Raw genomic sequence first — 21,032 nt, 5'->3', positions numbered from 1 at the left:
ACCGGCGCGAACAATAAATTTGCTGGGCGACACCTTGCCGCCCTTCCCTGTCATTCCATTTCAGATAACACGGAATATATTTTTGACTGCAATCCGTGGTGAAATACTTCCCGTTTCTCTGACCACAAACGCCCCTTGTTTAAATCCTCTGCCGTTGGCGGTGTTTCATAATCTAGGTGATAATCATTTATCACTTTGGCGATAGCTTTCTCGATCATGGCATCAGAAAACGTGCGCGATGAGTCCGGATATTTAGCACTGCCATAAACCGTGTTAAACGGATTCGATGAATATTCGTAGATATCTTCCATTGAGTTAAAGTGGCCGTCTTTGTATTTATTGATTATCGCGTCCACTTTTTCACACGTTGGACCATCCTGCCAGCATACGTCTACAGAACCATAATGCGGATTACGGACTGAAAACTTCACCCCTTTAAAAGACTGCTTCAACTCCTTGCGAATATTTTTAGCGGCCAGTTTTCCACTGCTGCATGCTCCCTGCTCGAGGTTCGCATATTCCTCCGCCGTTTTTAACCGTTCAACTTCAGCATTAAATCGCGCGGTCTGTTCTTCTTTTTCACGCTGTGATTCTGCTTCCTTTTTTTCCGCGTTCTCACATAATATGTTAATTTCATCCGAGTCTACGATTTCATTCAAAATCTCCCATTGCACGCCGCGCAAAATACATTCAGGCAGACGCTTACTAAATTTTCCGCAATCATGAACAATATCGAATTGAGCATGACCTCCGCTAACCACAATACCACCGCCCAATTGTTTCACCGTCTCCGGCATTTGTTCACCGTGGATCTTATAAACCACGCCGCGCCCTAGCCAATATAAATTCGTTGTTACCACGGAACCCACGACAATCTTAGCGCGTGTCTTTTCTTTCTGAAAAAGTGAGGATAGTGAAATCATATTTTTTACTCCTGTAATTTAAAGGGGGATTACCCCCAGAATAATTAAAATGAACAGCCGGTGATTTATGCGGCCTGATGCTTCCTTACTCTTTTATGCTTTTCGTGGGCTAACCTTTCGGCCAGTTCGCAGCGGGCATATTCAACCGCGCGGGCACCTTTCAGCTCATATAAGCTCGGAGCTATCTTTTGTGCCTGAAACCAAAAACACGCGATATCCCATAAAATTTTTGGCTTCATGCAAGACCAGTCCGTTACCCCGTACAACAGGACGTTTTCCGCCAGCTGAAGCACTAACATGCTGACTTCTTCCTCCTCTTCCTCTGGTGACAGTTGGAGATTCCACAAACCGGCCAGTCTTAATAACAACGACTGCTGATCCGCAATGACGTTATAAAGTTTGACCCGTGAACATCTTTCAGTAGATTCAGGAGCGGCGGTTTTGACGTTTTGTGTGTTCATTCTGGTTGTTCCCCTTCGGTGGTGAGTCCATCTCTCAGTGAGTTCTTTCGCGGCAAGGGCAACGGAGTACCAACGCAGGCAGGCAACAAGGGGCGGAGACAAAAATTTTACGAGAAACGAGGAAAAGTTTTGGCGCAGTGCATTTCACCCCTTGGGGAATGACCAGGCGGTGCTACGTTTAAGCCCGAAGCGGAAGGGCTGGCTGAGCGATGGCACACAAACGGACCGGCGAGAATGAACGCACCCGACACGGGCGAAGCCGTGGCGACCTCAGCGCCGGTGGCGTTATCACCGGCAGTTCAGGTGGCGCGGCCTTTGCCGCTGCAAGCCTTCCGTTGCGTCAGGATGGAAGCCCGAAGGGCAGAGACAGCTTGCTGGCTCTGTTCACGACAGCCGTGCCCGAAGGGTGACGCCCAGTCCCAGCATTTTTTACCGGACAATCAGCACAACAGGAAGAAACTGAGGAGTCAGCAGAGCTACAGCAGGAACCCTAAGAAGCGTCATCCCAGGAAGAAAATAATGAAGGGTAAAACGGATGAAGCTAACCAGGCCGGGCAGTGTTGTAATATGCGGGAGAACCGCAGCGGCGCAGCCGCAGCAGTTACGTGCACAAGGTTTTTCTCGCGGGCTGAAAAGCAGGGATTGCTCCCTGCCCTCTCCTCAGTATGTCCGGCGACTGCCCTTGATGCGATACCAGAACGGTGTATACATTTCGCGGGTGATTTTCTGGCTAAGAGAATTACCAACCCTGACACAGGCGGGGATCCCCAACAACGACAACTGCACGTAGCACATCCGCGCGGCCACCGGATCGAGATCGGTACACTGCACTAGCAGCTGCGTCTGCGGGTTATAGCCTCTGTCTAGCAGCACCTTAGCCGCCGCGATCACCATACCGCCCGCGCCGCAAGTCGGCTCATCCAGCGTAATATAGGGCGCACCGTCCGCCAGTTCCTGAACGCGCTGCCCCATGACCAGCCCCGCGATCAGCTCACTCAGGGAAAACGGGGTAAAAAACTGCCCCATGTCCTTACTGCCGATCTCCAGCTCCATGAATATGGAACCCAGAAAATCGCACATACCGGCATCCAGCCCCGATGTCACCAAAGCCAGTAAGCGTGCCATACGATTCAGGTCGCCTTTCTCATAACCGGCAATCGTCTGAAAATATTCACTCTCCAGCTCGACAGACTGTAAAAAAGCATTTTCCAACGCGACGGCGGCCATTGTCACAAAGTCCCTGAATACCTGATACCGGTTGTGATAGCGTGCCGTTTCACGGAATAGTTTCACAAAGTCTTTCCGGTGATTATCCAGCAGTGAAACTGAGCTATCCCGCACAGGCCGCGAAAATGAAACCACGTCAGCAGGCGTCGCTGTCGTAACGGAAACCGGCTCAACCGCCACGGCCTCCGGCGGGGAAAACAGCGCATCAAACGATAGCTGGCTCATGCTGTCACGCCCGTTTCACGCGCGCGGGCGGTAAAAACGCACCCGTTTTCAGTGACGTCAACCGCCAGATCGGCTGCGCCCGCTGTCAGACATTCCAGCATTTCCGGCGGCAATACCACGTTTTCCCATATCTCACCGTAGCCGCCTGTTGCGTTATTGATGGCGACAAACATCAAGCCTGCGTCTTTCCAGTCATCGGGATCAAATCCTTCGGCATAGGACATAGTCCGATGCCCGTTAACGAATGACGCCTTTTCAGCGGTCAGATATATGCCTTCATCGGCCAGAAACCACAGTTTACAGGCGTTATTTTTAACGTCGGTCATTACCGGTGCCAGCGCCTCTGCTTTAAACAACAATGCGTTACCCATCGTTCACCTCTCAAAAGTCTGTAAATTGCCGCCCCGCAGGGCGGCAAGGTCATCAGGCGTAAGCCCGTTTCAGTTCCAGCGTGCGTAGGACCTGCCCCAGTTCGCTGCCCCGCATAGCTGGAACTCGGACGGACTGGCGCTTGCGCTGGCATTTGGCGATGTGACGCCCCAACGCCTTGAGCGACGCTGTGATGTCCTGACTTTTCAGAGGTTCCCGCACTATGCGCAGGTGTTTTTTTGCCGCCTCAGGCTTTACAAACGGCAATGGGGATGCAATTATCTGTGCTTCAGTATTCATAGTTTTAACTCCAATCGAGTATTGAAAGCCGGTCTAACTTTCTCAGGGGTAAACCGGCACGAATGAGCAGACGAAAGTCTGCTTTTTTCATTTCTGGTACGTGGTTTCCTTGCTTAGCACCTCCTTAGTAATGCGGTTAACAATCGCCGTGTGGGTCATGGTTGCCTTGTCGCGGAACGTGAAATAGCGATCCCCGATTTTGGCGTAAATATCCGTCACGTCGCCGCTTACCATCTCAGCCAGCTTGAACGATTCGCACTGCGCGTCGCCCTGCCAGTCGTTTGGGTACATCAGCGCGATCGCATCCATAAATGCCGTCAGGGTGATTTCTGACACATCGGTGTAGGCTATTTTTTCGCACTGCTGCCAGTAGGCCGCCTCTGCCGCCGCGTTCCACTGGAAGCGATCGGGATTGTGGTAGCCGGTGTCTGTCATTTCTGGCGTGTACATGGTGTTTCTCCTTGATTTTCATGGCGGGAGGATCCCGCAATTCGTACTAAACTTCTGTTGAACCAACCCACGAAGCACCTAAATAGGCATCTGAGCCTTCCCCGTTATCATCCGGCTGAACAGTGATTAACTGGTCATGCGTCCAGCCGTCCTGTGGTGCCTGCTGCCTGAATATTTCAGCCCCGTCGAGCGTTCTGATAATCAGGGTTTCATGTCGAACCGGCGTTAAAATATCCGGCTCTCCTTTTGTCTGGTCGGTGATGTAGTAGATCATTCTTTTTTTCCTTAACTCCCCAATATAAAATTCACTTTAACGGGGGACGATCCCGCCCTCGGTTGTTGCTCAAATTTCAATGCCCGACGCCTTAACCCGCTTGTTAAACGCCTTAAAATGATCCGCGTCGCACACAGAAATATGGCTTCCCGCCTTGGTCGTGCCTGAACTGAGCGCATAGCTGTATGCCATTTTCATTTGCTCGGGATACTTTTTACGAAACGTCTGCAATGCCTTTGGCGTCTCAAAACCGTAAACGTCGTACTCTTCGGGTTTGCCACCCTTCACACCCTCGGCTAATAGGAACTCGTATTTCTTACCCCATCTTTCAGTAGATTCAGGAGCGGCGGTCTTGACGTTTTGTGTGTTCATTCTTGTTGTTCCCCTCGGTGGTTAATCCATCTCTCAGTGAGTTCTTTCGCGGCAAGGGCAACGGAGTACCAACGCAGGCAGGCAACAAGGGGCGGAGACAAAAGTTTTACGAGAAACGAGGAAAAGTTTTGGCGCAGTGCATTTCACCCCTTGGGGAATGACCAGGCGGTACTACGTTTAAGCCCGAAGCGGAAGGGCTGGCTGAGCGATGGCACACAGACAGCCCTGCGAGAATGAACGCACCCGACACGACGCAAGGCGTGGCGTCCTTAGCGCCGGTGGCTTCATCACCGGCAGTTCAGGCGGCGCGGCCATTGGCCGCTGCAAGCGGGAGTTGCGTCAGGAATGGAAGCCCGCCAGGGCAGAGACAGCCTGCTGGCTCTGTTCACGACAGTCCGTTCCCGCAGGGAGACGCCCGGTCCCAACGTTTTTTGCCGGACAATCAGCACAGCAGAAAGAAACAAAAGAGAAGCCAGTACCACAGCAGGAACATCAGGAACAGCAGGAACAGCAGGAACAGCAGGAACAGCAGGAACAGCAGGAACAGCAGGAAAATGAAAACACAGCCAACGTATATACGGCATACAAACTGAAGCCATTAACCTATGTCTCACGTAATATGAAGTAACCCATCGTAATGAACGGGCAGCCGCAGTGGCGTAGCCACGGCAGCGCCTGTTCAATGGCCGTTGACGTTCGCCCTGGCAAACATCGGACTCTGGCTATAGCCCCGCCGCTCGGGGCCATGCTTGCAACGGTCAGTCTTTGAAGGCGTGGTCGAGTTCGTTCATCTGTTTATAGATTTCCAGTATTTGCGCGTTGAGTTGGTTGATCACTTGTCCAGCAAGGCGCTGCGTCAACTCTTCACTACCCCAGAAGTATTTTTTCTCAAACGCCCGGAACTGTTCGCGTAACTCAAAAGTCGCATTAGCCAGCGCCGCCACGTCCACCCGCAGGTCGATATTATTCTGATAGTTGCTCATGCCATGCTCCCGTATTCCTGTGAGACTGAAGCCGGTGCCGCAGGGCGCCCACGCTGAAACTCTGTAAGACGACGTAATCCCGCCGCGTGGTATTCCTCTAAGAGTTCAATACCAATCCAGCGTCGCCCGCACTGCGCCGCCGCGACGCAGGTAGAACCGCTGCCACCAAACGGGTCGAGCACAATGTCGCCGGGTTGCGTGAAGGACTCAATCAGCGGCCGCAGCGCGGAAACCGGCTTTTCTGTCGGGTGATAACGGTTGCCGGAATACGCCCACGGCATCACGTCCGGTAAAGGGTTTTCAGGCAGCGGCGGGCGGCCTTTGGCCAGCACGTAGGCGCTTTCATGGCGATAGCCTACGAATGCCGATTTTGACGAGTAGGCTTTGGTGAATACGATGTGGCCCACGACGCGAAAACCGGCGGCTTTCCACGCGGCCATAAACTGGTCAACCCTGTTCCAGCCGTAAAAGCTGACCGCCAGACTGTCATTTTTAAGCACACGGAACATCTCGCGGCTGACCGGAAGTAACCAGTCGCCCTGCTTGTCGTTGGCAATGGAACGCCCGGAACGGTCAGTAAAACCGACAAGGTACGGCGGATCGGTGAGGATGAAATCAACCGAGCGGAATGGAAATTTGGACATGACCTGCTGACAGTCACCCTGCATATATCGGGACATAGCGTTACTCACATAGAGAGCCGGAACCGGCCGGCGCCGTGCCCCCACGACAGACGTGCCACAGGCCGAGCAAAAAAGGGCCGACACGGAAGCCGCAGCGCCGGTATGAACGGGCTGAATGCGTCGTGAATACCGGTGACCGGGTGACAAGGTGGGTTTACGAACCCTTTGAAGAGAGGCGGCACGTCTACAGTGCGGGCACGGGGTTGGCGCTAACTTTTTGAGAGATCAGGCTGCGACAAACAGGCAGATGGAATACAACCGGAAAGACCAGGAACAACGCATGAGGAGCAACGCGACATCATTCCTGGCGGGAACTGTGCCAGCGGCGCGGCATTAGCCGATGCAAGCTGCGAGAAAGGACGTCAGATGAGCAAAAATGCCGCAGCAGGACGCCACGGCAATTGATGAGGTTACCGGCCTTTGAAGTACTCCGGTCGCAATGCCAGCTCGCGGGCGATCAGCTCGTCGGCAAAAAGCGGGACACTCTTCAGGATCCGACGTCGCAGTTTTCGCAAGCGCGCCTGCGCCTTACGCTCCGGTAGCCAGCGTTTAACCGGACGTTCTGCCAGAAAATCCAGACAGACGGCGTAATCACCACCGGCGATAAAACGGGACAGTATGCTGTCCGGTACCGGCGCACCCTCGCAGACGTCCTCCGACACCAAAACCGGCTCGCCGGTACAGGGAATGTGCGGGTAACGCCAGCGCAGAGAATATCGCCACATTGTTCACCTCCGGTCATCGCGCAGCCTGTTCGGCAACAGCTGGGCATCGAGCCATTGCTGAGCTACCGGACGTTCTGTCAGTTCACCGCCCAGCTCATCGAGGATCGCCCACAGCGGCTGACCTGAGTTAAATGCCTCGCCCTGCAAGCCGGTAAACCGCCCGCCCCACGCCGCTAACATATCCGTCAGGTCGTCATCGTAGATGCCCCGTTTTTCCTGCCGTTTGTACCATGCGGTCAGTGCTGACGGGGTGATAAACGCCAGTTCGATTTCTGCCTGTAACACAGCAGTCTGATAGCGCCTGCGCTTTTGCAGGCGTTCCTTTTCCTGCTGTTTTTCCCTGCGGCTGTAGCTGACATCCCAGCGGCGGTGCTGACGTTCGCTCAGGCGATAGCCGGTTTGAGGAAAATACTGGCTGACGGCACAGCCCGACAACGGCAGCGGACAAACGTCACCACGACTTTCAACCAGCGTGTTAAGTGCGGCCAGATAGCGTTCTTTGGGGGCACCGCCACGGTCTTTCGGAGAGTAATTTGCCGCAGCGCGGCTCACGTCGCTGGCGGTAATGCGCCCCGCTTTACCGCCGCGCAGCTGCTTAAGCAATGCGACCGCATACGGATACTGACCGCGCTGACAGCGTTCCTCCACCTCGATGATGGCCTGCAGCGCGGCAAGCTGAAACGGGTTCACCGGCACTAATGAAAGATGACGGGGGATCATACTGCACCTCCGGCATTTCTCATGGCCACCGCCACCTGCTCCGGCGTCGTCAGTCCGGCGGCAATGCAGGCCATCACCGATGCCAGCAGGCTGCCTATCACCTCCGGTTCGGGCTGCTCACTGCAGTAAAACCACGCCACGGACGCCCCGTTATCAAACGGCAGGCACAGCCGCCAGAACGGCACGTCGGCGCTGCTGCTGAACAGACACACCGTCACCGCAGGATGGGCGGAAGGTGACAGCCTGACGTTGACCGGCGCATCGCCGCCAAACTCACTGCGGTACTCTATATCGCACATCCAGCCCTCCGGCAGATGCAGCTGGCGAACCACCTCACGGCTGAGGTCACAGCGCTCAGTCTCGCCGCGCTCTGCGTACTGCTCCAGTTCGCTGCCGGTCATCGCGTGTACTCTGGCAAATGTTAAGATTTCATTTTTGGTCATGGCAATAACAGCCGCCCCTTACGGAGCGGCGCTCCCTGTCAGGCGGCAATGTTGTCAGATTCAGAGGCGTTTGCGGTGGCTTCTGCGTCGGTTTCAGGCTCTCCGGCATCAGTCGCAGTGACCGCGTCACTTTCCGGCAATACTGGCGTATCAGTCACCGGCAGCAGACAGTCAGGCACCCAGCGGGTCTGTGAGATGTCCTCTTCAGCCCGTTCGGCGGCATCGCCCTTCTTCATCTTGAGGACATCGCGCGACGCCCCGCCCAGACCGGCCTGTGACAAACTGTCAGAAATCAGCTCTTTACTGATGCGCCCGAAGAAATTGGCTTTGGTCGGCTGCCACCAGTCGCGCAGAGTGAAATTCAGCAGCGCTTCGACCGGCTCGAGGTCTTTACCCGCTTTGCCATCTTTGTCGCTGAGACGTTCTGATGCCCCGTCGAGCGTTCTGGCAAGGCAATAGCCCATTACGTTAATCAGCGCTTGGGTGTCCCACGTCAGCAGCCAGTCCCAGCTTTTATGCCAGTCCTGTGGCAGCAGTTTCTGCCACGCGTCGTGCATCGCAGTAAGGTGCTGCATGGCCAGACCGTCGGCAGATGTCGGCGCATTGTCGAGCATCAGTCCGGTTTTGGCATGCAGGGTTACTTTGAGGGTCGACGGGTTATAAGACCGGTGGTCGAAAGTGGATTTGAGGCAATCATGGACAAAAATTACCAGAGCCATTTGCGGTTGTTCTGCCAACGCAGCCTGTACTGCCAGCGTTCTTTCGCTGGAGAGGCTTTTGGCCAGTACCGCCGACAGCGGTTTCGCCTGCGGCACTTCCGGTGTGCTGTCTTCAGTGCGGATGCTGGCAATGGTGTGGTTCACACCGCCTTTTTTCTCGACTTCAGGGATATCGCTTCGCAGCATCACGCCACGGCGCACGCTGATAACGTTACCACGCAGGGAAGCCACCACCCCGCCGTTAGCACGCACATCGTCAGTCCATGCGCGGTTCTCAGCGTTTTGTTCGATGGCAGACATTTCGGTCTGACAGGCGTCAGCGGCCTTTTCCAGCGCGTCGTGGTCACCGTCTTCGGCATCAAACTGCTCCGATAACGCCTCCAGCTGCTTATCCAACGCATTAAACCGCGCACTTTCCTCAGCTGTCAGCTCACCGCGAGGTTCGTTGAGTAACAGATATTTTTGCGCGTCGTCGCCGTAGGTGCTGATGCCCTCAGTCCGTCCCTCTGACCACTTCCAGCCCTCGGCCTGTGCGATGCCGTCCGCGACTTCGGTGAGTTTCTGGCGGGTTAAGGTATCGAGGAGAACGGTATCGGTGATAAACCCTTCGTCTGTGAACAGGTCATAGCGGAACCCGCCCCCCGCCTGTTCGTAGGCATCCCGCCCGACGAATTCCAGCAGGCGGTGACCTTCCGCAGAAACTTCACCCCTGAGCACCGCCTCACGCAGCTCTTTCGGATTGCGATAATAACCATAGGCATTTTTCCAGACATCCAGCTGGCGTTCGTGGTCTTCAGAGGCAGACAGTGCCTGCAGCTGGTCAACGTTAATCTTGTCTTCAGCCAGTTCAGCAAGCAGTGCCGGAGCCATCCCTGCAAGGCGCAGGAATTTCTGGACGTGTTGGGTGCTGTACCCCATCAGGCCACCGATTTCTGCTGCCGTTTTGCCGCTGGCACTGATGCGGGCGAACGCCATAATCTGGTCAGCCGGATGCATGCTTTCGTGCTGGAAGTTCTCGATGGCTGAAACCACCTCAGCCACGTCATCGCTGACGGTTTTCACCGGCACGGCGTAATCCGGTGCGATCGCCCCCTCGTTCAGCAGGATACTCAGCGCACGGAAACGGCGGCCACCGGCGGCGGCACCCAGCTGGCCATCAGGCAGGCGGTGAACGATAAGGTTATGCAACACGCCCACGGCTCTGATGCTGCCCGCCAGTTCCTGCAATTTTGCCGCATCCGGCTCTGCTTTACGCACATTCAGCGGAGACAGAGACAGCTGGCTGAACGGCACCATGTCGACCGGCGTATTCGCCAGCGCCTGTTCGACGACCTCGGTAACGACGGTATTTTTAGACCGTTTGGTGGATTTACTCGCTTTAGATACTGCTTTAGACTCGGTAACTGACATAATTGATTCCTCGTAAGTTTTGATTTTGTCTGCCGGACGCCTGTACGTCCGGCACCTCATTGCCTTTTACTGCTTTCTCACACCACATCTGATGATGTATCTGTTAAGACCAGCCCCTGCTTCTGGCTCAAAATCCCACGCCCGCCACACCATCTGCCCGTCAATGCGAACGACAAGGCGAAAATGCGTGCCCTGATCGTCTTCGATGGCGATATTCGCGTAAGCGACGGCGACGGCTTCAGCCTGCTTACGGGTAAATGTGTCGTCCGGCAGCAGTACGTGATCGTGGTTTTCCATAATTCGGTACTCCTTGTGATACCCCGCAAATACGGGACGGTTAATGTCGAAGGTCATCTTCAGAACGGGATATCATCGTCAAAATCAACCGGCGGGAATTCTCCCCCCTGCGGTGCGGATTGCTGTGCCGGTGCCGTTTTAGCGGATTTTTTGCTGCGCGCGGCGTTTGCCGGTTTCGGGTCAACAGCAGGCTCACCGGAATGAGACGGCGCATTTGCCGGTGCCTGTGAATCCGCTGCGTCACCCGACTGACGGTTGCCCTGTGCGCTGCCCAGCATCTGCATCGTGCCGTTTGCCTTGACCGCAATTTCCGTGGTGTAACGGTCGATACCCTGCGCGTCCTGCCATTTGCGGGTCTGCAGCTGGCCTTCGATGTAGACTTTTGCGCCCTTGGTCAGGTATTCACCGGCTATCTCAGCAAGCTTTCCGAACACGACCACGCGGTGCCATTCGGTTTTTTCTTTTTGTTCGCCGGTGGCTTTGTCACGCCAGTTTTCGGACGTGGCCAGCGTCAGGCTCGCCACCGCGCCGCCGTTCGGCATATAGCGCAGCTCAGGTGCCTGACCTAAATTACCCACGATGATGACTTTGTTAATTCCACGTTCTGCCATGATGACTCTCCTTATCGTTCAGGGCTTTTAGCCCATATCTTCGGTTAGATTCGCTTTGTCGCGACCTTGACGTTTTGTGGTATCTGGCTGTATTTCTGGCGGGGTGTTACCACATCTCCAGTTGAGTTCCTTCGCCGCGAGGGCGTAAAAAACACCGACGGTGGCGAACGTCCGGGGCGAACGCGAAAGTTTTCGGAGGTACGAGGAAAAGTTTTGGGGACGTTTATTTACCCTGGACGGGCGACAGCGGCTGTGTTTTGGTCAGCCCAGGCGAAAGGAGCTTAACGGGAGAAGACACCCGTAACGGATGTAGCGGATACCACCGCAACGACGACGAGCGGCAGCGAATCGCCGTTGCCCGACAGTGGCCTGCTGCTTTACCGCAGGCCAGTGAAGCGACGCGGCCGTTGGCCGCTGTAAGCGTGGTTTTGCGTCAGGGATGGAAGCCCGCGGGCATAGCCCGCAGGGGAGAGACAGCGCGCTGGCTCTATTTACGACAGCCCGCCCGTCAGGGGACGCCCGGCCCCCTACCCTCTCTACCCACAGACTTGTCCACCGTTTCTGTGGACAACTTTCAGTCAAAGTATTTCCGCCGACAAAACAGGCATCTGACCAAAACCTCTAAGAGTTTTCTTGCCAACGTCCAAAAAGCCCCACCATAATACTGTATACCCATACAGTACAATCAAGGCCACTATGAAAGCAGAAATCATTTCCCCACTGACCAGCTCACGACTGCAGCTCCCGCTGTTTGCCGACACCTGCCAGGCCGGTTTTCCCAGCCCGGCCACGGACTACGTTGAGAAGACGCTGGATCTAAACGAGTTCTGCATCAGCCACCCGTCCGCGACCTTCTTTGTCAAAGCCGAAGGAGATTCGATGGTCGAGTCCGGGATAATGTCGGGCGACCTGCTGATCGTGGATAAGGCAGAAAAGGCCTCCCACGGCGACATCGTCATTGCCGCCGTCGACGGTGAGTTCACCGTAAAACGGCTCTGCACGCATCCGGTGCTTTGCCTTCAGCCGATGAACCCAGCCTACTCGCCGATATTTGTTAATCCGGACGACCTGGATATCTTCGGCGTCGTCATCCACGCCATCCACACCTTCAGGTAACGCGCTATGTACCTGCTCTGTGACGTCAACTCGATGTACGCCAGCGTGGAACAACTTTTCCGGCCAGACCTGAAGGGTAAGCCGGTGATCGTGCTCAGCAATAATGACGGCGCGATTGTGGCCCTCAACAAAGAAGCCAAAAAGCTCGGCATTAAACGCTTTGCCCCCTACTTTCAGGCGAAGGACATCATCAGACGTCACCAGGTAACCTGTTTCAGTTCGAACTATGCGCTCTACGGCGACATGTCCGCACGGATCATGTCCACGCTGGAAGAAATGGCCCCGGCGCTGACGATTTACTCAATCGACGAGGCATTTCTGAAGGTCACTGGCATCGATGCTTGCGAGTCATTTCTGGCCTTTGGCCAGCGCGTCCGGGCAACAGTACGGCAGCGCACTGGGCTGACCTGCGGGATCGGTATTGCGCAGACGCTTACGCTGGCAAAGCTGGCCAATCACGCGGCGAAAACCTGGCCGGCCACCGGCGGCGTCGTTGACCTGAGCAATCGCGACCGCCAGCGTAAACTGATGGCACTGCTGCCGGTGAATGAGACGTGGGGCATTGGGCGAAAATTATCTGAGAAGCTGACCGGGATTGGGATTAAGACGGTGCTGCAGCTGGCGGACGCCAACCTGAACCTGATGAAGAAGACGTTCGGGGTCGTGGTGGAGCGCACCGTGCGGGAACTTAACGGCACCGCCTGCATCTCGATAGACGCCCTGCCCGCCAAACAACAAATCATCTGCAGCCGCAGCTTCGGCGAACGCATCACGCAGCTGCAGGACATGCGGCAGGCCGTCTGTCAGTATGCGGAGCGAGCATCGGAAAAGCTCCGCCAGGAAAGTCAGTACTGTAAACACGTCAGCGTTTTTTTACGAACCAGCCCCTACGCCAACGAGCCTCAGTACGGGAACAACGCCAACCAGACGCTGATGCTGGCCACGCAGGACACCCGCGACATTGTCGCCGCAGCGATGAGAGCGTTAGACAGCATCTGGCGGGACGGCTACCGATATCAGAAAGCGGGGATCGTGCTGAACGACTTCTGTGACAAGCCTGGACAGATAGACATGTTTGACGAATCGCCGCCGCGCCCGAACAGCGACGCGCTGATGCACGCCATCGACAGGATTAATACGACCGGGATGGGCAAAGTGTGGTTTGCAGGACAGGGCATCGATAAAGGCTGGAAGATGAAACGCGACATGCTCTCCCCTGCCTATACGACCCGATGGTCGGACTTACCCTTAGCATCGATACGCTAAACAACTCAAAAAACAATTAAAAACAATTCATTTTAATATGAAAAAACAATCATTATGATAGTATAAAAACTTAGCATGGTGTTTATCATATTCTTCAGCAAACTGCCTTTTTCACTTCCCCAGTCCAGATGATTCATTGTTTATATTTGATCCTTCCTAGTTACTTTCGGGGAGGGGGTTGACCCGCCCTAATCTGTTAGCTGCGTTACTCACATACAGCAAAACTCAGACCAGGCACATTTTTAGGGCTGACGAAGAAAAGCTCACATTGACACGTTACTCAACGACACAATAGCACCCTCCGGAGGAATGAGATTCCCCCGCTCCGCAATATGAGGTTACAGCACGCAAGCCTCTTTGACCCAAAGCGTTTAACCTTCGCGGGGATTCAGGCCAAGAGGTTTTCAGCACACTTATATTCCTATCGCAACACGAGCAATACCAAATCATATAACAATCATTTTAATATTAAAAAACCATCATTTCACATAACGTGAATGGCAAAAATGCTGGTAAGCAGTTATGATTTCTTGCTACTATATGCACATCATAAACATAGCATTTTAATATTAAAATGAGGTTAAAAAACATGATTCTTACAGTAGGGAATACTAAAGGCGGAGTGGGTAAGACAACACTTGCTGTAAATATAGCAGCCGCCAGGGCCATGCAAGGCCGGGACGTTTTACTTATCGATGCTGACCGTCAGGAGACCGCACAGACTGCAATCAGCATAAGAGCACAAAATGAAATCCAACCGGGTATCGCATGCTCAGCTTACGCAGATGGTCCAATCCTGCGCTCGCAGCTGATGCAGCAAAAAGCAAAATATGATGATGTCATCATTGATGCCGGCGGCAGGGACTCAACCGCATTGCGTGCAGCACTCGTTTTAACGGATGTTCTGTTGGTTCCTTACCGCCCAGGCAGTTTTGATGTATGGGCTTTGCAGGACATCTCAGACCTTATTACAGAAGCACGTAGTGTGCGTGACGGGTTGAAAGCTTACTCAGTCATTAACGTTGCCGATGCAAATCGTAACTCAATAGATAACAGAGAAGCCGCGGCTATCTTTACCGATTACCCAGAACTTGAGTTTATCCCTGACCATATCGTCGGTCGTAAAGCATTTTCCAATGCTGCGGGTTCTGGCCAGTGCGTCTTTGAATATAAGCCACAAGATGCTAAAGCGAATCTGGAACTAACTACCCTCATAAACATTCTGTTTAACAATCAATAAAACATCATATTAATATTAAGGTGATATGAAATGGCAATTACCAAGCCTCCAAGAAAAACAGATGAAGCTAACGCAAAACTGGATGCTTTCATCGAAGGTGCTCCAGATGGCCAGTCAGCGAAAAAGAAAGGGGTCATAAAAGGAAAAAAACAACAAATCACGTTAACTATTACCCCAGACATCCTTGAGCAGTTAGACCAAAAAGCAGAAGACCTGGGCCTTTCTCGCGCGGCGCTGATCAACATCGGTATCAGACATGTACTAAATGAAGGCGCAATGATAGGTGGGAAGAAAGATTAGAGCCTGATTCAACTTCATCTCTTTTAACATGAAAATACTGTCATTTTGATATTGAATTGATGGTTTTTTAGAGTTGTAATAATGGTTAATCAAGTGAATAAAACTCAGTCAGCGTTGTTTGGTGAAATATACATACCTCTTGACATCCTCCCCGCCCTAAAGGGCGAGGATTCCTACAGCGTTCAGACCGAAGTCCGACTCGCCTCGGTGGGTTCCTGATTCATCGAGCGACCTAAAACTGCCATCTCTCCACAGGCTAGCGCGGCGTGCCCCGCCGCTAAAATATTACGTGCGCCATTGATATCGGCGTTCGCGCTATATCCACATTCCAGACACTTGAACTCGCTTTGTGTCTGCCGGTTCTCTTTCGCTGTATGACCACAGCAAGCACATTTTTGACTCGTATAGGCTGGGTTTATCAACAACACCTGACCACCCCGCCAGAGCTGCTTGTACTCAAGCTGTCGGCGAAGCTCGTGCCAGCCCTGATCTAATATCGAACGGTTTAAGCCGGTTTTTGCCCGGACGTTGCGACCGGGCTGGCCTACCGTACCCGAAGCTGACTTTGACATGTTGGCAACCTTCAAATCTTCAATGACGATCATCGCGTGATTTTTGCTGATTGTTGTGCTGACTTTATGAAGGTAGTCGCGGCGGATATTACCGATACGAGAATGCAGGTTTTGTACTTTCCGTTTCGCCTTCTTCCAGTTGTTGCTGAACTTCACCTTGCGGCTCATTTCACGCTGGAGTCTGGCGAGTTTTCTCTGGTTGGATTTAAAGCTATTTACAGGCTCAAACACCGTGCCATCTGATAGCGTAGCGAGCTTCGCTACGCCCGCATCAAGCCCTACCATCGATGTTGAGATATGAGCCAGTTCAGAGACTTCGTATTCCGTCTGGATGCTGATGTACCACTTACCGCATGACTGGCTGACGGTGACATTTTTCACCTCACCTACAACCTGACGACTATTGCGGTAGCTGATCCAGCCCAATTTTGGCAATGATATGCGACTATTGTCCTGATCCAGTTTCACGCCCTGCGGATAGCGGAATGCATCACTTTGACCGCGTTTTTTAAATCGAGGGAATGATGCCCGTTTCTGAAAGAAGTTTTTATAGCCGCGCTCAAGGTCTTTTAACGCCTGCTGCAAAGGCTGAGATGGTGCTTCTTTCAACCATTGAGTTTCAGGTTCTTTTTTCCACTCAACCAGCCATGCTGTCATTTGTGCATAGGAAAGGTATTTATTACCAGCCTCATGATTTTCATTCTGAAACGCAAGTGAGCGATTAAATACAAAGCGACAAGCCCCAGCGAAGCGCCGCATATCACGCTCTTGCTGACCATTTGGTCTTAGCTGGAATTTAAAGGCTTGTAGTCGCTTCATATCCATAATGATACTCTTGGCCTATGACAAAAGAAATTGATATTCGTCGAGGAAGGCATTGCACATTCCTGATGCATGTTCACTTGGTCTTCGTTACCAAGTATCGACGCCGAGTATTTGATCAGGATGCTATCGAGAAGTTACGCAGCTACTTTGCCAGTGTATGCGCTGATTTTGATGTTGAACTGGTTGAGATGGACGGAGAAGGTGATCACGTTCATTTGTTGGTCAACTACCCACCAAAATTAGCGGTATCCAGTTTGGTTAACAGTCTTAAAGGGGTGTCCAGTCGATTGCTTCGTCGTGATCGCCCAGACATTGCCACACGGTACTACTACAAAGGCGTTCTGTGGACTCCGAGCTACTTTGCCAGTAGTTGCGGCGGTGCGCCAATATCCATCATCCGGCAATACATTGAGCAACAGCAAACACCAAGTTAGGTAGAAAACCGTGCCCTTATATCCCCGCCCTGAAGGACGGGGCTTTACGGCACACTGGGTAATATTTTGGGTTTTGAGGGCCGTCCTGAAGAAAGGGGATACAACGAAATTTTTGGGGCAGGGGACTGTGAGGGTCTTGATACCGGTTCATATCCTGTTGTCTGGCAGCCACCCGTAGTAACAAAAAGAATTGCTGCTCAAAGTGCAGAATTTTTGTACAGCAGAGTTTGTGATGATCCAGTCAGTAGTTTAGCGTTTCAAAAAGAAAAGGATTCATTTCTGGCGATAGGCCTTACACCTGAGATGAAGAGCGTCTGTTTAAGGGTCCTCGAAGATAGTTTTGATGTACGCCAGTTAACTCTGTTTCCTGATATCGACGGTTTCTGCTACGCCAACAGTGAGAATTTTGGACGTTACAGCAACGAAAGATGGTGATTCAATGGGAGAAGATCCCAATAACGTAATCAGCCATGAAGACTGGGTCTTGTCAGCGTCTTCAGTATCAATAAGTTATCCACATATAACCCTGATATTACAATTCTTAAGATCATAATTAGATCATATTAAAGAAAAACAGATCACCACCCTCGTATGCTATTGAAAAAAATAGTTAAATTGGAACTTTGAGCGGTCACTTTCATAAAAAAGGCGGTTACTTTCATAAATTTAGCGTTTACTTTCATAATAAAGGCGGTTATTTTCATAATCTTTAGGCGGTTACTTTCATAAATAGTTCTTAAATTACAAATACGGTGTGGATAAATGGAAAAATCTAATGAAATCAATCCACCAGAAAGCCCATTCGCGATCATCAAGAAAGATTCGGGCACAGCTTATGAACTGATCCCGAACAGCAGCAAAACCGTCCAGCCCGTCGCACTGCTCAGATTGAGCGTGTTTACCCCTGTTTCACCTAAGGAAAAGGGGAAGCGGGAATTCCTGATTGATGCGTCAGAAGAACTTTCCAGCTTAGAAGTCGCCAGGCAGGAAGGGTATACAAATATCAAGATTCAGGGCGCAAAGCTTGGTATGTCTACTGATTTCAAAACGTGGATAGGGATCATCTCTGCCTTTTCAAAATACGGTTATTCCAGTGAAAAGATCACCTTACCGTTCTCTGAGTTTGCACGTATGTGTGGTTTGAAGCCTACAGATATCAACGGACGGGCCAGAACGCGCCTCAGCGACTCTCTGTTCAATTTATCAAGTGTGACGCTGGCATTTCGCAGCAAAGACGGCAAACGCTCACTGGTGACGCATCTGGTTCAACGTGCGGTATTAGATATGGACGCCGATTTGGTTGAAATTGTCGGCGACCCAAGTCTTTGGGAGCTTTACAGATACGACCACAAGGTTTTGCTTGGGTTAAAAGCCCTTTCTGAGTTATCCCGTAAAGAAGCCGCCCAGTCCCTATATGTGTACTTTGAGAGTATGCCACCATCTACGTTGTTTGTTTCAATGAAACGCCTTAGGGAGCGTCTTGCGATGGAATCACAGGTAAAAGACCAGAACGCTACGATCCGCCGAGCAATGACTGATTTGAAGAAAATCGGCTATATAGACTACACAGAGACCAAAAAGGGGAGGGAGATCATGTTCATAATCCATACCCGTTCACCAAAGCTTGGATTAGCCACTTCTTAAAAGCGGTCACTTTCATAAATATTTGCGTGAAAGGCGGTTGCTTTCATAAAAACCTTGAACTAAGCGGTTACTTTCATAAGTCTCATTGAGACTTTCTTCGCATTTTTCTATTTATGTGTGAATTTTGTACAAATTAAAGGGGCTGATTATGAAACCAGCATCCCTTTTACCAGGTGTTATGAAAGTGACCACCTTCATTATGAAAGTAACCGCTATCTGTTACAGATGTAAAAATGCAATTGAATTAATATTAAAATGATATTTCATTGATGTTGGAATGCTCCATTTTAATTGGCACCTCAAGCTATTCAGAGAACATTATCACGGCGAATAGTCGGCTGAATGGGAAGTTTGCTTGGATTAAATATTGCCAGGAAGGAGCCTGTGGTAAAATCGCCATAGGAAATTGTCGGCAGGAGTGGCCATGAAGAAGAATACGACCCCCACATTACATGACGCGGTGTTCAAGCAGTTTTTAACCCACCCCGAAACTGCCCGCGACTTCCTGGATATTCATCTGCCAACGGCGTTGCGCAAACTTTGTGATCTGAATACGTTGCAGCTGGCGTCGGGTTCTTTCATCGAAGACGACCTCCGGCCCTATTATTCCGACGTGCTGTATTCCTTAAAGGCGGGAAATGGTGACGGATATGTGTATTGCCTCATCGAACATCAAAGCTCGCCAGATAAACACATGGCGTTCCGCCTTATGAGATACGCCATAGCGGCAATGCAACGTCATCTCGATGCCGGTCATAAAACGCTACCTTTGGTGATACCCGTTCTCTTTTACCAGGGCAAAGTCAGCCCTTACCCGTATTCGATGAGCTGGCTGGATGAGTTTGAAACGCCAGAATATGCACGAACTCTATATAGTGAGAATTTCCCGCTGGTTGATATCACGATCATCCCGGATGATGAAATTATGCAGCATCGCCGAATGGCCATACTTGAGTTACTGCAAAAACACATTCGCCAGCGCGACCTGACAGAACTGTTGGACCAGCTGACTACCTTGCTGCTTGGTGGAAACACCACGCAGGAACAGCTAGTATCTGTGATAAACTATATGCTTCAGGCCGGTGAGTCCCGTGACCCGGCAACCCTGATTAATACGTTGGCATCACGTGTGCCACAACATGAGGAGGCTCTTATGACAATTGCTGAGCAATTACGCCTTGAGGGTGAACAACGCGGAATTCAGAAAGGTCTGCAATTAGGTGAGCAAAAAGGCCGTATTGAAGGGCGTGAAGAAGGCGAACGCGAAGCTGCTTTGAAAATTGCCCGCACGATGTTGGCCAGCGGCCTCGATCGCGCGATGGTCATGCAAATGACCGGTCTGAGCGAAACTGAACTCGCGAATATCCGCCATTAATATAATTTGAGGTTGGGCCTGACCCGGCCTCTCTTTGATTTCAATTACGCACTCATGAGCTGCAGTTATTACGCCTGCTGTTACCAACGGTGCAAAAGTGGATCACTTTTAACCCGTTGTTGACAGCCTGCCACATCCGACCATGAGATTGCCCTGTGACCGCCGCTTACGAAACCCGCCCCACATCCGAATTGTCCCACTTAGCCTGGTGTGCGCTTGTCGCTGTACGCCTCGCGCAGCAGGAAGGGAAAGCACAGCCCCCGCTGCAACAACACCTTTTTATCATGCAGTGGCTGACGACCGCACAGAAAAGGCGTCTGCTGCCCAAAAACGTCGCACAGGATATAGCCTGGTTGTTGGCTCAGGGCAAAAAATATGGCTTCTCTGCAAACCTGCTGAACAAAATTGATTATATCTACCGCTCCAGCGTGGGTGAACTCGCTACCCAGAGCGTACTTTTTCGCTTTACCTATTTTATCGAAACCCTTAAGACGATGGGATGGCTGGATTTTCTGGTCCCGCCAAAAGACTGGGAGAACGGATGGAAGTACTCTGAAACAACCAGTGCCGTCTATACGCCAAAAGCCCTGCTGCATCCGTCATTCGATGATACCGGCGCGCTGATAAAACCGATGCCGATCCGCTTCACCGGTGATATCTCTGGAGTATATGCCTTGATGGAGCAATGCAATCTCTGCTTTCACCCGGAATCCGACTACGCAGGCTGTTCTGAGTTTTTTCTTCAGGGATAACCAGCGTTGCATATCCATCATTTTGGATCCGCGGGAATAAGTCTTCAGAATGAACATCCCTTGCGAATAGAGATCGGCAAGAAGGTCACAATGACTGCTACGAGCGAGGAGCGGACGTTTGTAATAGCTCCCGCATTTGATGGCGCATGTTAATCAATAGGGAACGAGAGTGGTGTATAAATGAATAGCGTAAAATAAATTTAGAGTGTTGTTGCTTAAAACTATTATTAAGTTTCGAAACGAAGTTTCTAAATAGAGCGCTAGTTTTTGAACTCAGCGAGCTTACGGTCCACAATCTCACGGGAGGAACATTGAG

General features: G+C 51.9%; 27 protein-coding genes. 10 read left to right on the top strand and 17 right to left on the bottom strand.

The features are described 5' to 3' along the window. Window positions 1-50: 50 nt before the first annotated feature. Together GE278_24130 and GE278_24125 are read right to left on the bottom strand one after the other, a co-directional pair. Complete coding sequence (locus GE278_24130) at window positions 51-923, bottom strand: hypothetical protein (protein ID QLK63883.1); 873 nt, start codon at window positions 921-923, stop codon at window positions 51-53. A gap of 65 nt (window positions 924-988) precedes the next feature. Then, window positions 989-1,384 carry a hypothetical protein gene (locus tag GE278_24125; GenBank protein ID QLK63882.1) on the bottom strand — a complete coding sequence of 132 codons (396 nt, stop codon included), beginning with the start codon at window positions 1,382-1,384 and terminating at the stop codon, window positions 989-991. Between the two features lie 209 nt (window positions 1,385-1,593). Between GE278_24125 and GE278_24120 the strand changes: the two genes are divergently transcribed. Next, window positions 1,594-1,794, top strand: coding sequence for a hypothetical protein (locus tag GE278_24120; protein QLK63881.1), 201 nt, complete (start codon window positions 1,594-1,596; stop codon window positions 1,792-1,794). Between the two features lie 250 nt (window positions 1,795-2,044). Here the strand turns inward: GE278_24120 and GE278_24115 are convergent, their stop codons facing one another. The 14 genes from GE278_24115 to ssb all read right to left on the bottom strand — a co-directional run bounded on the left by GE278_24115 (window position 2,045) and on the right by ssb (window position 11,192). Next, complete coding sequence (locus GE278_24115; protein ID QLK63880.1) at window positions 2,045-2,836, bottom strand: N-6 DNA methylase; 792 nt, start codon at window positions 2,834-2,836, stop codon at window positions 2,045-2,047. Continuing rightward, the gene (locus GE278_24110) at window positions 2,833-3,207 is read right to left on the bottom strand and encodes a DUF3085 domain-containing protein (GenBank protein QLK63879.1); all 375 of its coding nucleotides are present in this window, start codon (window positions 3,205-3,207) and stop codon (window positions 2,833-2,835) included. The genes GE278_24115 and GE278_24110 overlap by 4 nt, the downstream gene beginning before the upstream one ends. Window positions 3,208-3,259: 52 nt before the next feature. Continuing rightward, a complete protein-coding gene (locus GE278_24105; GenBank protein QLK63878.1) occupies window positions 3,260-3,505 on the bottom strand; it encodes a hypothetical protein in 246 nt (81 codons plus the stop codon). Between the two features lie 87 nt (window positions 3,506-3,592). Continuing rightward, window positions 3,593-3,940 (bottom strand): hypothetical protein, encoded by a 348-nt coding sequence (locus tag GE278_24100; GenBank protein QLK63919.1) that lies wholly within the window; start codon window positions 3,938-3,940, stop codon window positions 3,593-3,595. 61 nt (window positions 3,941-4,001) lie between these two features. Further along, window positions 4,002-4,229, bottom strand: a complete 228-nt coding sequence (locus GE278_24095) for a hypothetical protein (GenBank protein ID QLK63877.1) — start codon at window positions 4,227-4,229, stop codon at window positions 4,002-4,004. Between the two features lie 69 nt (window positions 4,230-4,298). Next, window positions 4,299-4,601 carry a hypothetical protein gene (locus GE278_24090; GenBank protein QLK63876.1) on the bottom strand — a complete coding sequence of 101 codons (303 nt, stop codon included), beginning with the start codon at window positions 4,599-4,601 and terminating at the stop codon, window positions 4,299-4,301. Between the two features lie 758 nt (window positions 4,602-5,359). Continuing rightward, window positions 5,360-5,584: a hypothetical protein gene (locus GE278_24085; GenBank protein QLK63875.1), complete on the bottom strand. Its 225-nt coding sequence runs from the start codon at window positions 5,582-5,584 to the stop codon at window positions 5,360-5,362. Beyond that, window positions 5,581-6,264 (bottom strand): DNA methylase, encoded by a 684-nt coding sequence (locus GE278_24080; protein QLK63918.1) that lies wholly within the window; start codon window positions 6,262-6,264, stop codon window positions 5,581-5,583. Before GE278_24080 ends, GE278_24085 begins: the two co-directional genes overlap by 4 nt. 413 nt (window positions 6,265-6,677) lie before the next feature. Beyond that, a complete protein-coding gene (locus GE278_24075) occupies window positions 6,678-6,992 on the bottom strand; it encodes a theronine dehydrogenase (GenBank protein QLK63874.1) in 315 nt (104 codons plus the stop codon). A gap of 3 nt (window positions 6,993-6,995) precedes the next feature. Further along, on the bottom strand, window positions 6,996-7,712 hold the full coding sequence (locus GE278_24070) for a plasmid SOS inhibition protein A (protein ID QLK63873.1): 717 nt from the start codon (window positions 7,710-7,712) through the stop codon (window positions 6,996-6,998). After that, window positions 7,709-8,155, bottom strand: coding sequence for a conjugation system SOS inhibitor PsiB (gene psiB / locus GE278_24065; GenBank protein QLK63872.1), 447 nt, complete (start codon window positions 8,153-8,155; stop codon window positions 7,709-7,711). Before psiB ends, GE278_24070 begins: the two co-directional genes overlap by 4 nt. A 38-nt stretch (window positions 8,156-8,193) precedes the next feature. Beyond that, window positions 8,194-10,344: a ParC gene (locus tag GE278_24060; protein QLK63871.1), complete on the bottom strand. Its 2,151-nt coding sequence runs from the start codon at window positions 10,342-10,344 to the stop codon at window positions 8,194-8,196. A gap of 6 nt (window positions 10,345-10,350) precedes the next feature. Continuing rightward, window positions 10,351-10,581: a DUF905 domain-containing protein gene (locus GE278_24055; GenBank protein QLK63870.1), complete on the bottom strand. Its 231-nt coding sequence runs from the start codon at window positions 10,579-10,581 to the stop codon at window positions 10,351-10,353. A 59-nt stretch (window positions 10,582-10,640) separates the two neighbouring features. Continuing rightward, a complete protein-coding gene (gene ssb, locus GE278_24050) occupies window positions 10,641-11,192 on the bottom strand; it encodes a single-stranded DNA-binding protein (protein QLK63869.1) in 552 nt (183 codons plus the stop codon). A 696-nt stretch (window positions 11,193-11,888) separates the two neighbouring features. Between ssb and umuD the strand changes: the two genes are divergently transcribed. The 4 genes from umuD (at window position 11,889) to GE278_24030 (ending at window position 15,114) form a co-directional block, all read left to right on the top strand. Then, window positions 11,889-12,308 carry a translesion error-prone DNA polymerase V autoproteolytic subunit gene (umuD, locus tag GE278_24045; protein QLK63868.1) on the top strand — a complete coding sequence of 140 codons (420 nt, stop codon included), beginning with the start codon at window positions 11,889-11,891 and terminating at the stop codon, window positions 12,306-12,308. Between the two features lie 6 nt (window positions 12,309-12,314). After that, entirely contained in the window at window positions 12,315-13,574 is a 1,260-nt protein-coding gene (umuC, locus tag GE278_24040; protein ID QLK63867.1) for a translesion error-prone DNA polymerase V subunit UmuC, read from the top strand. A gap of 589 nt (window positions 13,575-14,163) precedes the next feature. Further along, the gene (locus GE278_24035) at window positions 14,164-14,814 is read left to right on the top strand and encodes an AAA family ATPase (GenBank protein QLK63866.1); all 651 of its coding nucleotides are present in this window, start codon (window positions 14,164-14,166) and stop codon (window positions 14,812-14,814) included. A 30-nt stretch (window positions 14,815-14,844) separates the two neighbouring features. Beyond that, the gene (locus GE278_24030; protein ID QLK63865.1) at window positions 14,845-15,114 is read left to right on the top strand and encodes a ribbon-helix-helix protein, CopG family; all 270 of its coding nucleotides are present in this window, start codon (window positions 14,845-14,847) and stop codon (window positions 15,112-15,114) included. Between the two features lie 182 nt (window positions 15,115-15,296). On the opposite strand, the gene GE278_24025 is transcribed toward GE278_24030, so the two are convergent. Further along, window positions 15,297-16,505: an IS200/IS605 family element transposase accessory protein TnpB gene (locus GE278_24025; protein QLK63917.1), complete on the bottom strand. Its 1,209-nt coding sequence runs from the start codon at window positions 16,503-16,505 to the stop codon at window positions 15,297-15,299. A gap of 23 nt (window positions 16,506-16,528) precedes the next feature. On the opposite strand from GE278_24025, the gene tnpA reads away from it, so the two are divergent. The 5 genes from tnpA to GE278_24000 all read left to right on the top strand — a co-directional run bounded on the left by tnpA (window position 16,529) and on the right by GE278_24000 (window position 20,716). Then, window positions 16,529-16,945 carry an IS200/IS605 family transposase gene (gene tnpA / locus GE278_24020; protein ID QLK63864.1) on the top strand — a complete coding sequence of 139 codons (417 nt, stop codon included), beginning with the start codon at window positions 16,529-16,531 and terminating at the stop codon, window positions 16,943-16,945. Window positions 16,946-17,011: 66 nt separating this feature from the next. Continuing rightward, entirely contained in the window at window positions 17,012-17,380 is a 369-nt protein-coding gene (locus GE278_24015) for a hypothetical protein (GenBank protein QLK63863.1), read from the top strand. A 327-nt stretch (window positions 17,381-17,707) separates the two neighbouring features. Beyond that, window positions 17,708-18,589 carry a RepB family plasmid replication initiator protein gene (locus GE278_24010; GenBank protein ID QLK63862.1) on the top strand — a complete coding sequence of 294 codons (882 nt, stop codon included), beginning with the start codon at window positions 17,708-17,710 and terminating at the stop codon, window positions 18,587-18,589. 424 nt (window positions 18,590-19,013) lie between these two features. After that, entirely contained in the window at window positions 19,014-19,964 is a 951-nt protein-coding gene (locus GE278_24005; GenBank protein QLK63861.1) for an Rpn family recombination-promoting nuclease/putative transposase, read from the top strand. 155 nt (window positions 19,965-20,119) lie between these two features. Continuing rightward, window positions 20,120-20,716: a DUF2913 family protein gene (locus GE278_24000; protein QLK63860.1), complete on the top strand. Its 597-nt coding sequence runs from the start codon at window positions 20,120-20,122 to the stop codon at window positions 20,714-20,716. The last annotated feature ends 316 nt before the right edge of the window (window positions 20,717-21,032 follow it).

Source organism: Enterobacteriaceae bacterium Kacie_13, from assembly GCA_013457415.1.
In the GTDB taxonomy this organism is placed as follows: domain Bacteria; phylum Pseudomonadota; class Gammaproteobacteria; order Enterobacterales; family Enterobacteriaceae; genus Rahnella.
The sequence above is the reverse complement of the archived record's forward strand: the minus strand, read 5'-3'. Positions and strand labels throughout refer to the sequence as shown.

Bases quoted from the DNA above. Each gene is read 5' to 3' on its own strand.
- GE278_24035 (QLK63866.1), top strand. From the start codon at position 14,164: ATGATTCTTACAGTAGGGAATACTAAAGGCGGAGTGGGTAAGACAACA.
- GE278_24130 (QLK63883.1), bottom strand. From the start codon at position 923: ATGATTTCACTATCCTCACTTTTTCAGAAAGAAAAGACACGCGCTAAG.
- tnpA (QLK63864.1), top strand. From the start codon at position 16,529: ATGACAAAAGAAATTGATATTCGTCGAGGAAGGCATTGCACATTCCTG.
- GE278_24005 (QLK63861.1), top strand. From the start codon at position 19,014: ATGAAGAAGAATACGACCCCCACATTACATGACGCGGTGTTCAAGCAG.
- GE278_24070 (QLK63873.1), bottom strand. From the start codon at position 7,712: ATGATCCCCCGTCATCTTTCATTAGTGCCGGTGAACCCGTTTCAGCTT.
- GE278_24110 (QLK63879.1), bottom strand. From the start codon at position 3,207: ATGGGTAACGCATTGTTGTTTAAAGCAGAGGCGCTGGCACCGGTAATG.
- umuD (QLK63868.1), top strand. From the start codon at position 11,889: ATGAAAGCAGAAATCATTTCCCCACTGACCAGCTCACGACTGCAGCTC.
- GE278_24080 (QLK63918.1), bottom strand. From the start codon at position 6,264: ATGTCCCGATATATGCAGGGTGACTGTCAGCAGGTCATGTCCAAATTT.
- GE278_24055 (QLK63870.1), bottom strand. From the start codon at position 10,581: ATGGAAAACCACGATCACGTACTGCTGCCGGACGACACATTTACCCGT.
- GE278_24030 (QLK63865.1), top strand. From the start codon at position 14,845: ATGGCAATTACCAAGCCTCCAAGAAAAACAGATGAAGCTAACGCAAAA.
- GE278_24025 (QLK63917.1), bottom strand. From the start codon at position 16,505: ATGAAGCGACTACAAGCCTTTAAATTCCAGCTAAGACCAAATGGTCAG.
- GE278_24075 (QLK63874.1), bottom strand. From the start codon at position 6,992: ATGTGGCGATATTCTCTGCGCTGGCGTTACCCGCACATTCCCTGTACC.
- GE278_24120 (QLK63881.1), top strand. From the start codon at position 1,594: ATGGCACACAAACGGACCGGCGAGAATGAACGCACCCGACACGGGCGA.
- GE278_24060 (QLK63871.1), bottom strand. From the start codon at position 10,344: ATGAGGTGCCGGACGTACAGGCGTCCGGCAGACAAAATCAAAACTTAC.
- GE278_24105 (QLK63878.1), bottom strand. From the start codon at position 3,505: ATGAATACTGAAGCACAGATAATTGCATCCCCATTGCCGTTTGTAAAG.
- umuC (QLK63867.1), top strand. From the start codon at position 12,315: ATGTACCTGCTCTGTGACGTCAACTCGATGTACGCCAGCGTGGAACAA.
- GE278_24115 (QLK63880.1), bottom strand. From the start codon at position 2,836: ATGAGCCAGCTATCGTTTGATGCGCTGTTTTCCCCGCCGGAGGCCGTG.
- psiB (QLK63872.1), bottom strand. From the start codon at position 8,155: ATGACCAAAAATGAAATCTTAACATTTGCCAGAGTACACGCGATGACC.
- GE278_24010 (QLK63862.1), top strand. From the start codon at position 17,708: ATGGAAAAATCTAATGAAATCAATCCACCAGAAAGCCCATTCGCGATC.
- GE278_24085 (QLK63875.1), bottom strand. From the start codon at position 5,584: ATGAGCAACTATCAGAATAATATCGACCTGCGGGTGGACGTGGCGGCG.
- GE278_24100 (QLK63919.1), bottom strand. From the start codon at position 3,940: ATGACAGACACCGGCTACCACAATCCCGATCGCTTCCAGTGGAACGCG.
- GE278_24125 (QLK63882.1), bottom strand. From the start codon at position 1,384: ATGAACACACAAAACGTCAAAACCGCCGCTCCTGAATCTACTGAAAGA.
- GE278_24090 (QLK63876.1), bottom strand. From the start codon at position 4,601: ATGAACACACAAAACGTCAAGACCGCCGCTCCTGAATCTACTGAAAGA.
- ssb (QLK63869.1), bottom strand. From the start codon at position 11,192: ATGGCAGAACGTGGAATTAACAAAGTCATCATCGTGGGTAATTTAGGT.
- GE278_24095 (QLK63877.1), bottom strand. From the start codon at position 4,229: ATGATCTACTACATCACCGACCAGACAAAAGGAGAGCCGGATATTTTA.